This is a genomic window from Amycolatopsis sp. NPDC057786 (assembly GCF_042797905.1).
In the GTDB taxonomy this organism is placed as follows: Bacteria; Actinomycetota; Actinomycetes; order Mycobacteriales; family Pseudonocardiaceae; genus Amycolatopsis.
Genome location: NZ_JBHVKW010000162.1, coordinates 1 through 12,256, shown reverse-complemented (window position 1 = coordinate 12,256; position 12,256 = coordinate 1). Strand labels below are relative to the sequence as shown.

The window sequence follows — 12,256 nt, the reverse complement described above, 5'->3', positions numbered from 1 at the left end:
AGCCACTTTCGGGACACCAAACGTCCCGAAAGTGGCTTTCGCGACACCACCGGCAAAGCGGTCCGGGCGGCTCAGGCAGCCGGCCCTGACCCGACGACGGCGGCCGCCGCGGCGGCGAGGGACAGCTCTTCACGCGACCGCACCGTCAAAACCGGAATCCGCGCGTCCCGGTCGCTGATCACCGCGTCCCGGGACCGTTCGCGCGAGAGACCGCCCTGGATCCCGAGCACGCCGAGGCCGCGCGCGATGGCTTCGGCGACCTCGGGCTGGTCCCAGCCGATGTCTCCGGTGAACACCAGCGAGTCGACATGGTCGAGGCTCGCCGCGACGGCCGCGAGTTCGCGACGGGCGCGGTGTTCGAACACCGCCAGGGCGAACTGTGCCCGGACATCGCCGGACCGGCTGTCCTCGACCAGGTCCCGCGTGTCGTCCGAGGTTCCGGACAAGCCGAGCAACCCGGAGTGGTGATAGAGGCCGTCTTCGAGCTCGTCCACGGTGACGTGCCCTTCTCGCAGGAGCCACAGCAGCATGCCGGGGTCGACGCTGCCCGACCGTTTGGCCATCATCGTGCCTTCGAGCGGGGTGAAGCCCATCGACGTGTCGACGCTGCGCCCGCCGGAGATCGCGCAGACCGAGCTGCCACCGGACAGATGCGCCACGAGGAGGTTCAGCTCGGACGCCGGTCGGCCGAGCAGTTCGGCCGCACGCCGTACCGCCCACGCGAACGAGTGCCCGTGGAAACCGTAGCGGCGCAGGCCCCAGCGTTCACGCCAGCGCGCGGGCAGGGGATAGGTCCGCGCGACCTCCGGCAGGCCGCGGTGGAAGGCGGTGTCCGGGCAGACGACGTGCGGCACGTCCGGCAGCAGCCCGGTCAGCCGGTCCAGCAGGGCTTCGGTGTTCGGAACGTGTTCCGGCGCAAGGGATTTCGCCTTCGCGATCGTCTCCCGCACGCGGGAGTCCACCACTGACGGGGAGACGAGCGCGGGCCCGCCGTGGACGAGCCGGTAGGCGACGGCGTCCACCGAAAAACCCTCCACAAAGGACTGAACGTCCTCGATGGCGTCGGCGGGCGGCTTTCCGATCTCCGCCGAGTCGACGACGTCCTCGTGGTCGACCACGTGCAGCCGCAGGCTTCCCGAGCCGGGATTGACGGTCAGGATCCTCATGGCCGCCACCGCCATCCCGTGATCTCCGCCGGATCTTGACCGTCCTGATAGGACTGTTCGAGGACGGCGTCCCGACGTCGCACGAGGTCTCGGGCGACGTCGCCGCCCGTCGATGCCCAGCCCGCCGCGCGGCGGACGGCGTCGGCGGCGAGGTCGTGACGGGTCATCCGGTTGCTCGCGAGGAGGTCGAACGGTGTGGTCGTGGTGCCCTCCTCCAGGTAGCCGTGAACGTGGAACCGGTCGGTTTCGCGGCGTCCGTGCAGCACCTCGTGCACCGCGGACGGGTAACCGTGGAAGGCGAACACCACCGGGATTTCCGCTCCGAAGCAGTCGTCGAACGCTTCATCGGACATCCCGTGCGGATGCCGGTCCGGCGGGCTGAGCGAGAGCAGGTCGACCACGTTCACCACGCGCACACGCAGGTCCGGCGCCTCTTCGCGCAGCAGCTGGGCCGCGGCGAGGGTTTCGACGGTCGGTGTCGTTCCGGCGCAGGCGAGGACGACGTCGGCCGTGTCCCCACCGTTGCCCGCCCATGGCCAGGTCGCGGCGCCGGCCCGGCAGTGCGCGCGGGCCTCGTCGGGTGACAGCCATTGCGGCCCGCTCTGCTTGCCTGCGACGACCACGTTGATCAGCTCGGTCGAGCCGAGGCAGCGGTGCATCGTCTCCAGCAGCGTGTTCGCGTCGGGCGGGAGGTAGATCCGCGAGGTGGTGGCCTTCTTGGTCAGCATCTGGTTGATGAACCCTGGACCCTGATGGCTGTAGCCGTTGTGCTCCTGGCGCCAGCCGTCGCTGGTGAGCAGGTAGTTCAGGCTCGCCACCGGTGCGCGCCAGCGGACCTCGCCCGACATCTTCAGGAACTTGGCGTACTGGTTCACCATGCTGTCCACAATGGACACGAAGGCCTCGTAGCAGGGGAACAGGCCGTGGCGTCCGGTGAGCAGGTAGCCCTGCAGCCACCCTTGGCACAGGTGTTCCGAAAGCACCTCGTGCACTCGGCCGCGCGGGCCGAGGTGTTCGGTGTACCCGGGAACCTCGCGGTCGAACTGCCGCGGTGTCGCTTCGAGGAGCGCCCCCAGTTTGTTGGACTCCAGTTCGTCCGGGCAGACCACGCGGAACGTGTCCGGCGCACGCCGGACCAGCTCCGCCAGCCATTCGGCCAGCACTTCGGGAGCGCTGGCGTCGGAGGAGCCGGGTTCGTCGACGGTGACGGCGTACTTCGCGACGTCCGGCAGCGGCAGGTCGCGGCGAAGCCGTCCTCCGTTGGCCTGCGGGACCCGGCCGAGCCGCAACTCCGGGGGCGGCGGGACTTCCAGGATGTCCGCCGCGGGGACGCCGCGTTCGTCGAAGAGCTCCTCCGGCCGGTAGGAACGCAGCCACCGTTCCAGCGCGGCGAGCTCGCGCGGATCGTCCGCGGCGCCGGACAGAGGGACCTGATGGGCGTGAAAGGTGCCTTCGAGCGGAGTCCCGTCCGGTGTGGCCGACGGCAGGCCCGCACCCTTGGTGTTCCGCAGGACGATCATCGGCGGCGGGCCCGTGTCGCGTCCGTATGCCCTGGTCAGGGCCTCGATCAGCGGGGTGTCAGGATCTTCGCTGCCACGGACGTCCACCAGGATCGGGCTCCAGCCGCAGCCGGTGAAGTACGCGACGAGTTCGTCGTCCGACATCGCTTCATAGATCGTCGGTGACGCGATCTTGTAGCCGTTGAGATGCAGGATGGGCAGCACCCTGCCGTCACCTGGGCCGGTGAACTTGGGGCTGTGCCAGGCGGCGGCGGTCGGCCCCGTTTCGGCTTCCCCGTCGCCGATCACGCAGGCGACCAGCAGGCCCGCATCGTCGAACGCGGCACCGAAAGCGGTCGCGAGCGCGTAACCGAGCTCCCCGCCCTCGTGGATGACGCCGGGGACCTCAGGGGAGAGGTGGCTGGGGAAGCCGCCGGGCCAGGAGAACCGTTTGACGAGTTCGGCGACTCCGCCTTCGTCGAGGGACAGCCGCGGGTCGTATTCGGCGTGGGTCCCCTCCAGCCACAGGTTGGCGTGGATGGCGGGCGCGCCGTGGCCTGGCCCGGTGATCAGCAGAGTCCGTTGCCCGGTCTCGGAAACGAGGCGATTCAGCCCGGCGTAGACGAGCGTCAGGCCGGGGCAGGTCCCCCAGTGCCCGAGTGGTCTCGGCTTCAGATGCTCAGGCCGTAGCGGCTCGCGGAGCAGGACGTTGTCCTTGAGGTGGATCATCGCCGCGGCGAGGTAGTCGCACGCCCGCCGGTATCGCCGTAGCGTCTCTGTTCCGCCAGGCACCGGTACTCCTTCCGAAAGACTTTTCGGAGGAGTACCCGGCGCCGGGCTGTCTAACCGATCCGCTCAGTGATGAGCCGGGTAGCGGGCGCGAAGTTCGTCCGCGGTCTTGCCTTCGGTCAGCTGGAGGAGATAGGCGTCCACCGGGGCGTGGGAGCTGAGTTCGGTGAAATGCCGGTGGACGATCGCTTCGACCTCCCCGCGCTCGGCGGGGAAGCGCTCGGTCAGCGCGTCGATCAGTTTCTCGAGGTTTTCGTCGCTGGGTGGCAGGTGTGGCGGGTCCGCGGTCATGACAACTCCACGATCTCGGGAGACGGCACCGCACGACGATAACGGCCCCGTCCGCCGAGGTCTAGATATATCAACCTGGATTGATGTATCTTCACCGCGTGGCCACCGTCGAGATGTTCGAGCCGCCGCCGTTCGTACGGCTGGCGAGTGATCCGCTGCGCTGGCGGCTGCTGCGCGAGCTGTCCCATGGCGACCGCCGGGTGCGTGAGCTGGTGGAACTGGTCGGGCAGCCGCAGAACCTGGTGTCCTATCACCTGCGCAAGCTGCGGGCCGCGGAGCTGGTCAGTGCGCGGAGAAGTAGTTTCGACGGTCGTGACACCTACTACCACCTCGACCTGGGGCGGTGCGCGGACGCGCTCGCCGAGGCGGGGGGTGCGCTGCATCCCGCTCTCGTACCGAATCCGGTGGACGCGAAGAGGGTCGGCTCCCGGCTCAAGGTGCTGTTCGTGTGCACCGGGAACAGTGGACGGTCGCCGATGGCCGAAGCGCTGCTGCGGCACCGGGCCGGTTCGATGGTCGAGGTGGCCAGCGCGGGCAGTCATCCCAAATCGGTGCATCCGGACGCCGTGCGTGCCTTGGCCGAACGCGGCATCGTCCTCGACCATGAGCCGTCCCATGTGGACGGTTTACGGAACCGGCGATTCCATTGGGTGATCAGCCTTTGCGACCGGGTTCGCGAGGTCTGTCCGGAGTTCCCAGGGCATCCGCGCGTCGTCCATTGGAGCCTGCCGGACCCGGCGAAGGAAATCGACGACGCGGGCGAGACCTATCCGGCGTTCCGTCGCCTCGCCGCGGAACTGGACCGCCGGATCGGGTTCCTGACCGCCCGGCTCGGTGTGAAGAACCTGAACGATGAGGTGAAAAAGGTATGACTTCGGACCTGGTGAGTGTGCGTTACCTGGTCGACGACGTCGAGGCGGCCGTCGAGTTCTACACCGGGCACCTGGATTTCACCGTGCGCTCGAGTGTGCTGCCCGCGTTCGCGGACGTGGTGCGCGGGAATCTCCGGCTGCTGCTCAGCGGTCCGGCGAGTTCGGCGGGCCGTCCGATGCCGGACGGGACCAAACCGTCGCCGGGCGGCTGGAACCGCATCCATCTCATCGTCGGCGACATCGACGCCGAAGTCGCCAGGCTGCGTGTGGCGGGCGTCGAGTTCCGCAGTGACGTCGTGACCGGACCGGGCGGCCGTCAGATCGTGTTCGACGACCCGGCCGGCAATCCGGTCGAACTGTTCCAGCCCGCGGCCCGATGACACCGCGCGAGTCCACTGAGGACGCCGTCGCCGCGCCTGGCCTGGGAACCGTCCTGCGGGAATGGGGCCGGATCGGCTGCGTCGGTTTCGGCGGCCCGCCCACCCATATCGCCCTGCTCCGCAAGTTGTGCGTGCAGCGCCGGGGCTGGCTGTCGGATCAGGAGTTCGAGGACGCGATCGCCGCCTGCAACCTGCTGCCCGGCCCGGCGTCGACGCAGCTGGCGATCTTCACCGCGTGGCGGGTGCGCGGCCGCGCGGGGGCGCTGGTCGGCGGCGCGGCGTTCATCGTGCCCGGTCTCATCGTGATCTTGGCGCTGGCCGCGCTGTTCCTCACCGGGTCGCCGCCCGCGTGGGTCCGTGGCGCCGGTGCGGGAGCGGGAGCGGCCGTCGCCGCCGTCGCGGTGCACGCGGGTGTCGGCCTGATCCCGGCGGGATGGCGGCGCGCGGCCACCACGGGACGCGTGCGCTGGGCGCTGTACGTCGTCGCCGGGGTCGCGTCGGCCGCCTTGGTCGGTCCGTGGCTGGTGCTCGTCCTGCTGGGCTGCGGCCTGATCGAGCTGACCGTGAGCCGCGCACGCCGCGGCGAGTCCACCGCCGCCCTGTTCGCCGTCCCCGTCAAATCCTTGGCCGCCGCGGCCGCGGGTGCCGGGGTGTTCGCGTCGGTGGCGTGGGTGGCGCTCAAGGTCGGGATGCTGTCCTACGGCGGCGGTTTCGTGATCATCCCGCTCATGCAGGACGACGCGGTGAACACCTATGGCTGGATGACCGCGGGGGAGTTCCTGAACGCGGTCGCGCTCGGCCAGGTCACCCCCGGCCCGGTGGTGCAGACCGTCGCCGTCGTCGGCTACGCCGCCGCGGGGCTGGCCGGCGGCATCCTCGCCTCGCTGGTCGCCTTCACCCCGTCGTTTCTCTTCATTCTCTTCGGTGCCAAGCATTTCGACCGCCTGCGCGGCAACCCGAACGTGCGGGCGTTCCTCGACGGCGCCGGCCCGGCCGCCGTCGGCGCCATCCTCGGCTCGGCGATCCCGCTCGCGCTCAGCCTGACCCGGCCATGGCAGTACGCCGTACTCGCCGGCGCCGCGGTCCTGCTGTTCGTGTTCCGGCGTGGGGTGGTGACCACGATCCTGGTCGCGGCCGGCGCCGGAACCGTGCTCGCGCTGGCGGGAGCGCTGTTACCGGCCTAGCCCAACCCGCGACTCGCTCCGCCTGCACGGCCAGGCGGACGCCCTCGCCGGCCCACCTGTCCACAAAGGACACTGCGTCGGGCTGGATGTCCGATCGATGCTTATATGCACGCTTTCAAGTGGATCGTGAGTGGCGTTTCGGGTTCTAAGCCGAAACGCCACTCGCGACCAGGGCCGAAGGCTCCCATCACCGCATCAGACGCGACGAAGGGAGCCTTCACTCCGCCGCCGAGCACGCCCCCTTCGTGAAACCACTCAAACCGGCCTGATCGGGCGCCGCCCTTCCGAGGAGAGGCCTCTGTGGACAGTGGGTCGGCGATGGCGTCCTTGCAGGACGTCGCCTAGTCCAACCCGCGGGTGGTGACGACCCGCGCGTTGCCGTCGGCCAGGTGGTACGAGAGCCCGGCGACGGCGGTCTTGCCTGCCTCGATCTTGTCGGCGAGCAGCCTGGAGCGGTCGACGAGGAGGTCGACGGTGTGGCGGATGTGCTCGTCGATGATGTCGTCGTTCTCGGTCAGCCCGGCGGCCTGGGCGGCGAGGACACTCGGGGTGACCCGCTCGATGACGTCGCGGACGAAGCTGTTGGTGCCGAGTCCGTCGGTCAGCGCCGCGCGGGTCGCGGCGACGGCGCCACAGGAGTCGTGGCCGAGGACGACGACCAGGGGAGCTTTGAGGATGCTGACGGCGTACTCGATACTGCCCAGCACCTCCGAACCGGCGACGTGGCCCGCGGTACGGACGACGAACAGGTCGCCGAGCCCGCGGTCGAAGATGATCTCGGCGGCCAGTCGCGAGTCGGAACAGCCGAAGAGGACGGCGAACGGGCTTTGTTCGGGCGCCGTTTCGGCGCGGCGTACCGCGTCCTGGTTCGGGTGTTCCGGGGTGCCGGCGACGAAGCGTCGGTTACCGGTGAGCAGAAGGTCGAAGGCCTCGGAGGGGGTCGGCGGCGCGTCGCTCATGATCGGGACATTACCGGGTGGCGCCATGACGGGCAGCTCTCCGGACACACGTCACAGATCGAGCCGTCCGGAGACGGCACGCATGGCGCGGCCGACGGCCCGGAGATCTTCCGGTGCGATCACGTCGACGAAGTGGTCGCGCACGGTGCGGAGATTGTCCGGCGCCGCGTGCAGCAGCGTCTCGTAGCCCTTGTCGGTGAGCCGCGCCCGCACACCACGGCCGTCGTCGGCGGTCGATTCCCGCCGGACCAGGCCACGGGTCTCCAGTCCGCTGACGCGGTGCGACAACCGGCTGCGCGAGTAGTACGCCGATTTCGCGAGGTCCGCCATGCGCATCGACCGGCCGGTGGCTTCGGACAGCCGCACCAGGAGTTCGAATTCGGCCAGGGAAAGGCCATGCTCCTCGCGCAGCCGCCGGTCGAGCAGGTCGATGAAGCGCACGGAGCCTTCGATGAACGCCCGCCAGTCGCGCTGCTGTTCCGTGTCGAGCCAGTCGGTCACGGCTCACACCGTAACAGTTGACGGCTTCAACCACTTCGGTCTAGCTTTGGTTGAAGACTTCAACTAGATGGGGAACGCGATGGCGAACGAAGCCTGGGTGATGCAGGAGAAGGACGCGGAGTTCATCGAGAAGCCCGCGTTGTGGTTGCTGGCCGACGGCGAGCACACGGGCGGGTTTCTCGGTGCCAACCGGCTGTCGCTCCGAGCCGGTGAACCCGGCACGAAACCGCACTATCACAAGAAATCAGCGGAAGCCTTCTACGTGCTGGAAGGGGCGCTACGCATGTTGGTGGGCACGGAAACGGTCACGGTCGAGCGTGGTGGCTACGTGGTGATCCCGCCGGGTGTGCGGCACGCGTTCGCCGCGCCGCCGGAGCGGGCCGCGGACGTCCTCATCACGCTGACACCGGGTGTCGACCGGTTCGGCTATTTCCGCGTCCTGCCCGAGATTCTGCGCGGGAACGTCGCGCCGGAGGAGGTCGAGCGCCTTCACGAGCGGTACGACGTCCACTTCGTCGACGCGCCGGAGTGGGACGCCGCCTAGCGGCTATGGAGCCGCCGGGTGGCCTCTTCGTCGATGCTGACCCTCCTGACCGAACCGACACCGCCCGAGCCGGCGAGCACCATCGCGACGAGCAGCAGGGGGAACAGCAGGGTGCGTACCAGCATGGCCCAGCAGGCCGCCGCGCCGATCCGCCCGCCGTCCTTGATCCGGACGAGCCGGGTCCCGGTGAGCGCGGCGCCGAGAACACGGCCGTCGCCGAAGAACAGGCCGTAGAGCACCGGGACACCGATCAGCAGGCCGAGCAGGGTCAGCAGGGCCGCGCTGTCGGGGAGTGCGCTGTTTCGGGTGGCGACCGCGAACACGACGAACCCGGCTGCCGCACCCAGCAGGTAGACGGCGAAGTCCACGAGCCAGGCCAGCAGTTCGGCCCACCCGCCCGCCGAGACGTAAAGGGTCCCGTTGTCGAACGTGCCGAGTCGTTTCGCGACCTTCGGGCCGAGCGTGTGTTCGGCCTGCTCCCTGGCGATGGCCGGCCGGTCGGTCATGGACTGTCCCACCTGCCTCTCTGGCCGTCGCTCCGCGAGGTCAACCGATCCGGGGCATTATGCGGCAGGGTCCGGGCCGTGGTGTGAACAGCCCACACTTCCCGGCGGGCATGCTTCGATGGGAGATCGACGGTTCGGCGGGTGATGAGGACATGACGAGCGACAGCGAGGTCCGGCGGCGGCCCCTGACGAGTTACGTCAGCCGTGCGGAAGACGAGAACGAGGTCCGGCGGCTGATCGGCGAGGGGCGTCTGGTGACCTTGACGGGCGCCGGCGGGGTGGGCAAGACCCGGCTGGCCGCCCAGGTGGCCAGTTCGCTCACCCGGGACTTCCCCGGCGGCGTCGCGGTCGCCGGGCTGGGGGAGTTGCGGGACGAACGGCTCGTCCCGCGCGCGGTCGCCGACAGCCTCGGCCTGCACGACACGGCCGGGCACACCGACCTGGACGCCGTCGTCGCGTATCTGCGCCCCCGGCGGTCGTTGCTGTTGCTGGACAACTGCGAGCACCTCCGCGACGGCAGCGTGGACCTGGTGACGGCGTTGCTGCGCGACTGCCGGGACCTCGTGGTCCTGGCCACCAGCCGCTGTTCTCTGGGGCTCGCCGGTGAGCAGGTCCTGACGATCCCGCCGTTGGCCGTGCCCGACGACGAGGTCGGCACACCCGAAGCGGCGCTCGCGTTCGGCGCGGTACGGCTGTTCGCGGAGCGTGCCGCCAACGTCCTGCCCGCGTTCGAGGTCACCGAAGGAAACGTCGCGGACGTCGTCCGACTCTGTCGTGGCCTCGACGGACTGCCGCTGGCGATCGAACTGGCGGCGGCCCGGATCCGCGTCTTGTCGCCGTCGCAGATCGCCGACCGGGTCGAGCAGAACTCGGCGGTGCTGGCGAGCGGCCTCCGGATGCCGGTCGAGCGGCATCGGACGCTGCGCGCCACGATCGAGTGGAGTCACTCTCTCTGCACCGAGACCGAGCGGATCGTCTGGGCACGCTGTTCGGTGTTCGCCGGGCAGTTCGATCTGGCGGGAGTCGAGGCCGTCTGTGCAGGGGAAGGCGAGCTTGACTCCTTGGCCGTGCTGGACGCGGTGGACGGTTTGGTCGACAAGTCGGTGCTGGCCCGCGTCGACGGCACGGACAAGGTCCACTACCGGATGCTCCGGCTCCTCCGTGAATACGGCGGACGACAGCTCGCCGACTCCGGCGACGAGCTCACCGTGGCGAGGAAGCACCGCGACCACTATGCCCGGCTCATCGCCCAGGCCGCCGACGCCTGGTTCGGACCGGGGCAGGACGAGGCCTTCGAGCGCCTGACGGCCGCCCACGCCGACATCCGGGAAGCGTTGTCTTGGTCGCTTCGCACCCCCGGCGAAAGCCCGGTGGCGCTGGAGATGGCCACCGGCACGATCGAATACTGGGTGGCCCGCGGCGCGGCATGGGAACTGCGGGACTGGATCGATCGCGCACTCGACGCGGCGCCGCCGGAGACCCGGGGACGGGCCAGGGGGCTGGCGATCGCGGCACTGTGCGCCGCGCTGCACGCGGATCTGCCGCGTGCTCGGCGGCGGCTGGCCGCCGCCGAGGCGCTCGACGACGAAGACGCCGCTCCCTACATCGCGCACGCGAGTGCCTTCGTGAGGATGCTGGCGACCGAGCCGAACAGCATGATCCGTGCGGCGGAGGCCGTTCGGATCTTCGGTGAGCGCGGCGACGTACGACGGCAGATGCATCCGATGTTCATCCAGGGGGTCGCTCAGGCCTATCGAGGCGATCTCCCGGGAGCGCGGGTGCTGCTGGGCTCGATGCGCCGGCTGTGCGAGGAGGCGGGGGAGTACCGGTTTCGCTCCATGGCCTTGTTCGGGCTGGGAGTCGCCGAGGTCTGTTTCGGCGGAGATCTCGACGAAGGCGAACGGTGCATCCGTGCCGCGCTGGAGATCGACCTCCGCGCCTCCGACGTGCTGTCCGCGGCTTACCGGGTGGACGGTCTGGCCTGGGTGGCCGCTCGGCGCGAGGAGTGGGTCCATGCGGCGGAGCTGTTCGGGACCGCCGCCACGCTGTGGGACCGCTGCGGTGCCGAGCCCGACGTGGCCGTCACCCTGAGCCACCGGATGTTCCGCCAGGCCACCCGGGATGCCTTGGGGGAGGCGCGGTTCGACGCCACGTTCGCCGAGGGACGGCGGCGGAGCCCGTATGACGCCTTGAGCGATCCGCCGTCCGTGCCCGTCGGTGAACCGGCCGTGCTCGCACCGCTGACGCCCCGCGAATCGGAGATCGCGCGGCTGGTCGCGGACGGGCTGAGCAACCGGGAGATCGCGGCGAGACTGGTCATCGCCCGGCGCACGGTGGAGACGCATCTGCAGCACATCTCGCACAAGCTCGACTTCGTCAACCGGACCCAGCTGGCCGTCTGGGTCCAGCAGCGGCCGCTGTGACTCCGGGGAGCACAGCGGCCGCGGGACGCCCAGTGTCAGCCGAGCGGGCAGGTTCCCTGGTACACGGCGATCTTCGGGTCGTTCGCCGGAAGCGGGCACAGGAACTGGTCGTATCTGGTGTCCTGGTCCACGAAGCGTTTCAGCCACGAAAGGCTGTACTTCGCGATGGTCACGTTCGGGTTCGTGGGCGCCATGTGGCCGGCCCCGGCCAGCAGCATGTACGCCTTGTCCAGCGACGCGGGAAGGCTTTGGTAGAACGGCCGGGAATGGGAGCCGTCCGGCGCGATGAAGTCGTTCTGGGCACTGACGACGAAGGTGGGGACCTTCAGGTCGGAGAACGTCGTGTTCGGATTCCAGCCCGTCAGCGGGATCGCAGCCTTCAGCGTGGGCGCCTTCTGGGACGCGATCAGCGCCCCGCCGCCACCCATCGAATGCCCCATGACGGCCAGCCTGTTCCGGTCGACACGGCTCTTGGCCTGGCTCGAATCGGTGACGTAACGCAGTGCCGCGAGCAGCTGGTCGGAGCGCCTGTCCGGGGTGTCCCAGGCGCTGTTGGTCGAGAACGTGATGACGACGAAACCCTGGGAGGCCAGCCGCGGGCCGTACCAGGCGATCGCCGCCTCCGACTCCAGGAAGCCGGGCGCGATCGCGATCGCGCCGAACGTGCCCTGGCCGGTGGCCGTCGGGTAGTGGATCGTCCCGCCTCCGAAACCCTGCCCGGCGGGGACCTTCTCGGTGGCGGTCTGGAACGTGCCGCGATCCGCTTCGATACTGGCTTTCGTCGGCGCCGGGCCGCGGGCATAAGGACTCTCTTCGGCGACGGCCGGTACCGCCGCCACGACAAGTGCGGTCACCGCACTGAGAACCGCGGCGCCCCACTGTGTTCCACGCTTCATCGCGTATGTCCTCTCGGAAGAACCGTTCCGAGGCCGGAACGGATTCCCAGATATAGCGGGATTCCGGGGAGACGCGCGTCGTGGAAACTACGGAGACGCGGAAAATTGTCACGCTGAGGTGGATTCGGCGGTCGTGAATGGTGAGATCCGTCCTGGTTGCCGGAGGCGGCGTGTCGCGAAAGCCACTTTCGCGACGTCTGATGTCCCGAAAGTGGCTTTCGCGACACGCGTTCGTGGCGCCACGTG

At 69.5% G+C, this 12,256-nt stretch carries 12 protein-coding genes; 5 read left to right on the top strand and 7 right to left on the bottom strand.

From position 1 onward, the window contains the following. Positions 1-71 precede the first annotated feature (71 nt). The 3 genes from ACFVM3_RS40590 to ACFVM3_RS40580 all read right to left on the bottom strand — a co-directional run bounded on the left by ACFVM3_RS40590 (position 72) and on the right by ACFVM3_RS40580 (position 3,745). Positions 72-1,166, bottom strand: coding sequence for an acetate/propionate family kinase (locus tag ACFVM3_RS40590; RefSeq protein ID WP_378445102.1), 1,095 nt, complete (start codon positions 1,164-1,166; stop codon positions 72-74). Further along, positions 1,163-3,457, bottom strand: coding sequence for a phosphoketolase family protein (locus ACFVM3_RS40585; protein ID WP_378445101.1), 2,295 nt, complete (start codon positions 3,455-3,457; stop codon positions 1,163-1,165). The genes ACFVM3_RS40590 and ACFVM3_RS40585 overlap by 4 nt, the downstream gene beginning before the upstream one ends. A 63-nt stretch (positions 3,458-3,520) precedes the next feature. After that, positions 3,521-3,745: a three-helix bundle dimerization domain-containing protein gene (locus ACFVM3_RS40580; RefSeq protein WP_378445100.1), complete on the bottom strand. Its 225-nt coding sequence runs from the start codon at positions 3,743-3,745 to the stop codon at positions 3,521-3,523. 83 nt (positions 3,746-3,828) lie between these two features. Between ACFVM3_RS40580 and ACFVM3_RS40575 the strand changes: the two genes are divergently transcribed. The 3 genes from ACFVM3_RS40575 to chrA are packed head-to-tail and all read left to right on the top strand — an operon-like array spanning position 3,829 to position 6,181. Next, positions 3,829-4,617 carry an ArsR family transcriptional regulator gene (locus ACFVM3_RS40575; protein WP_378445099.1) on the top strand — a complete coding sequence of 263 codons (789 nt, stop codon included), beginning with the start codon at positions 3,829-3,831 and terminating at the stop codon, positions 4,615-4,617. Beyond that, the gene (locus ACFVM3_RS40570; protein WP_378445098.1) at positions 4,614-4,997 is read left to right on the top strand and encodes a VOC family protein; all 384 of its coding nucleotides are present in this window, start codon (positions 4,614-4,616) and stop codon (positions 4,995-4,997) included. The genes ACFVM3_RS40575 and ACFVM3_RS40570 overlap by 4 nt, the downstream gene beginning before the upstream one ends. After that, on the top strand, positions 4,994-6,181 hold the full coding sequence (gene chrA / locus ACFVM3_RS40565; protein ID WP_378445097.1) for a chromate efflux transporter: 1,188 nt from the start codon (positions 4,994-4,996) through the stop codon (positions 6,179-6,181). The genes ACFVM3_RS40570 and chrA overlap by 4 nt, the downstream gene beginning before the upstream one ends. A 341-nt stretch (positions 6,182-6,522) precedes the next feature. Here chrA and ACFVM3_RS40560 read toward each other — a convergent pair whose 3' ends face one another. Next, positions 6,523-7,140 carry a carbonic anhydrase gene (locus tag ACFVM3_RS40560; RefSeq protein ID WP_378445096.1) on the bottom strand — a complete coding sequence of 206 codons (618 nt, stop codon included), beginning with the start codon at positions 7,138-7,140 and terminating at the stop codon, positions 6,523-6,525. A 51-nt stretch (positions 7,141-7,191) separates the two neighbouring features. Next, complete coding sequence (locus ACFVM3_RS40555) at positions 7,192-7,641, bottom strand: MarR family winged helix-turn-helix transcriptional regulator (protein ID WP_378445095.1); 450 nt, start codon at positions 7,639-7,641, stop codon at positions 7,192-7,194. Positions 7,642-7,720: 79 nt separating this feature from the next. On the opposite strand from ACFVM3_RS40555, the gene ACFVM3_RS40550 reads away from it, so the two are divergent. After that, complete coding sequence (locus ACFVM3_RS40550) at positions 7,721-8,185, top strand: cupin domain-containing protein (protein WP_378445094.1); 465 nt, start codon at positions 7,721-7,723, stop codon at positions 8,183-8,185. On the opposite strand, the gene ACFVM3_RS40545 is transcribed toward ACFVM3_RS40550, so the two are convergent. Beyond that, entirely contained in the window at positions 8,182-8,691 is a 510-nt protein-coding gene (locus ACFVM3_RS40545; protein ID WP_378445093.1) for a hypothetical protein, read from the bottom strand. The genes ACFVM3_RS40550 and ACFVM3_RS40545 overlap by 4 nt on opposite strands. An 83-nt stretch (positions 8,692-8,774) precedes the next feature. Between ACFVM3_RS40545 and ACFVM3_RS40540 the strand changes: the two genes are divergently transcribed. Next, on the top strand, positions 8,775-11,114 hold the full coding sequence (locus ACFVM3_RS40540) for an ATP-binding protein (RefSeq protein WP_378445092.1): 2,340 nt from the start codon (positions 8,775-8,777) through the stop codon (positions 11,112-11,114). Between the two features lie 35 nt (positions 11,115-11,149). On the opposite strand, the gene ACFVM3_RS40535 is transcribed toward ACFVM3_RS40540, so the two are convergent. Then, positions 11,150-12,010 carry a dienelactone hydrolase family protein gene (locus ACFVM3_RS40535; protein WP_378445091.1) on the bottom strand — a complete coding sequence of 287 codons (861 nt, stop codon included), beginning with the start codon at positions 12,008-12,010 and terminating at the stop codon, positions 11,150-11,152. Positions 12,011-12,256: the final 246 nt, after the last annotated feature.